The sequence below is a fragment of the Agriterribacter sp. genome, assembly GCF_035445465.1.
Lineage (GTDB): Bacteria > Bacteroidota > Bacteroidia > Chitinophagales > Chitinophagaceae > Agriterribacter.
The window spans coordinates 22,109-24,751 of sequence record NZ_DAOMQT010000061.1 but is presented as its reverse complement, the minus strand read 5'-3'; the positions used below and the strand labels follow the sequence as shown (position 1 = coordinate 24,751).

Genomic DNA, 2,643 nt, shown 5'->3' with positions numbered 1-2,643 from the left:
CCACGCCAATCAGAGTGCTTAACGCAACATGAGAAAACATCTGCTTATTATGCAAGTGCTACTTCCGGATGATTATTGGCTGCCAATGCCTTCAGGTCCTCGTCCCCCACTTCTTTTTTTACATCGGCTACCTTAAGAAAAGCCTGGTACAATACATCAATATCATTGCGGTTAAAATCGTACCCTAACTTCTGAAAACGATGTGCCAGTGCGGATCTCCCGCTTCTTGCCGTTAATACAATTTTTGAGCTGTCGGCCCCTACTTCTTCCGGCCGGATGATCTCGTAATTTTCGGCGTTCTTCAAAAACCCATCCTGGTGTATGCCCGAAGAGTGCGCGAAGGCATTGCTGCCTACGATGGCCTTATTAGGCTGCACGGGCATCCGCATGGTGTCGGCCACCAAACGGCTCATCGGGTTAAGCTGTTCAGCTTTAATATCTGTATATAAGCCCAGCGACTCGTGCTGTTTTATGATCATTACCACTTCTTCTAAGGAAGTGTTACCCGCCCTTTCACCCAAACCATTAATGGTGCATTCAATTTGCCTTGCACCACTCATTACGCCTGCAATAGAATTGGCTGTTGCCAGCCCCAGGTCGTTATGGCAATGACAGGAAAGAATAGCTTTGTCAATATTAGGTACATTATTTACCAGGTAGGCGATCTTTTCACCATACTGGTGGGGAAGACAATAACCTGTGGTGTCGGGAATGTTTACCACCGTGGCACCCGCGTTAATCACCGCTTCCACCACTCTTGCCAGGAAACCCAGTTCAGCACGTCCCGCGTCTTCGCCGTAAAACTCCACATCATCCACAAAATTACGGGCATATTTTACCGCCTCTACCGCACGGGCCAAAATATCTTCTTTATTAGAATTGAACTTAGTGGCAATATGCAGATCAGAAACCCCGATGCCGGTATGGATGCGGGGACGTTTGGCGCCCTGCAAAGCTTCGGCTGCTACTTCAATATCTTTTTTTATGGCACGGGTTAAGCCGCAAACAGTAGCGTTTTTAATAACAGCGGAAATATTGCGCACCGACTCAAAATCACCGGGACTGGAAACGGGAAAACCTGCTTCAATAACATCTACTCCAAGATTCTCCAGCGCAAGCGCAAGCTCTATCTTTTCACCAGCGTTTAACTTGCATCCCGGAACCTGCTCACCGTCGCGCAGCGTTGTATCAAAAATATAAATCTTGTTTTGAGACATAGATGGATTTTAGATGATTAAATCGGCCCCACCGTAAAGGCAATTACTTCATATAACTGTTTTTATTAAAAACCGGATATTTGCAATCCGGTACGAATGTACTGGCAGATAACAAAGGAATAAAACCAAATTAAACATTATATTACGGTGTGCAAGGCGGTATTTTTTTACTGGAAGCCTTTACGGATAAGGATTTAAAAGCAATTTGATTACGATGCCCAAACGGTCTACAGACGAGTTATTTCAGTTGGTTAAGTCGCTTGAAAAGGCTGAAAAAAGGAATTTTAAGCTTTTCGTGCAGCGTAATGCCACTTCCCCCGACATGAAAACGGTGCAGCTTTTTGATGCGCTGGATAAGCTGGAGGATTATGACGAGGAATCGCTCCTGAAGCGCAATACGGATATCAAAAAACAGCAACTCTCTAACCTTAAAGCACACCTGTACAGACAGATATTAGCCAGCTTACGTATATTAAAGGATGATAATAACATCCAGTTGCAGTTGCATGAACTCATGGACTATTCCCGGATTTTGTATGATAAAGGGCTTTACCTCCAAAGCCTTAAAACATTAGACCGGGTAAAGGAGTACGCCAGGGAACAGCACCAGGTTACTTACTGGCTGCAAACCCTCATCTTTGAAAAGAAAATTGAGGCCCTGTATATTACGCGGAGCATGGAGAACCGGGCGGAAACACTGGCGAAGGAAGTTGAGGAAGCCGGCGACAAGCTCACCATGATGAATAAGCTTTCTAATCTTTCACTGCAATTATACAGTTGGTATATTAACTTGGGACATGCCCGTGGCGATAAAGACAGGATGGCAATAAAGGCTTTTTTTGAATCCAACCTGCCAACCGCCGCCGGACTATACAATGGGTTTTACGAAAAACATTACCTGTACGAAAGCTACTGCTGGTATGGGTTTATTTTGCAGGACCTGCTGATGTATTACCGCTATTGCCAGAAATGGGTGGATGCTTTTGAGCAGGAGCCGCTGATGAAAAAAGTGGATACCCCGCTATATATTAAAGGGCTGCACAATTTGCTGAACGCTCATTTTGTGCTGCAGAACTACGACAAGTTCAATACCGTATTAGACAAATTCGAGCATTTTTATCACTCCAAACAGGCTAACAGCAACGACAATAACCGGGTGCAGTGCTTTATATACCTGTATACCGCCAAGCTCAATAAGCATTTCCTGGAAGGTAGCTTTACAGCGGGCTTAAAGCTCATTCCTGAAATTGAGACCAAGATCGCGGAATTCAGGCTAAAGATGGACCGCCACCGTATTTTAGTGTTCTATTATAAAATAGCCTGCCTGTACTTTGGCAGCGGCGATAATGAAAAAGCCATTGAATACCTCAACCGCATTATCAACTGGAAAGTAGACCTGCGTACCGACCTGCAATGTTATTCCAGG

The 2,643-nt window shown here is 44.8% G+C and carries 2 protein-coding genes; one reads left to right on the top strand and one right to left on the bottom strand.

From position 1 onward, the window contains the following. Window positions 1-47: 47 nt before the first annotated feature. On the bottom strand, window positions 48-1,217 hold the full coding sequence (locus PLE34_RS19100; protein WP_324559552.1) for a 2-isopropylmalate synthase: 1,170 nt from the start codon (window positions 1,215-1,217) through the stop codon (window positions 48-50). A gap of 214 nt (window positions 1,218-1,431) precedes the next feature. Between PLE34_RS19100 and PLE34_RS19095 the strand changes: the two genes are divergently transcribed. Then, the coding region (locus PLE34_RS19095; RefSeq protein ID WP_324559550.1) for a hypothetical protein at window positions 1,432-2,643 on the top strand (1,212 nt) is incomplete at its 3' end.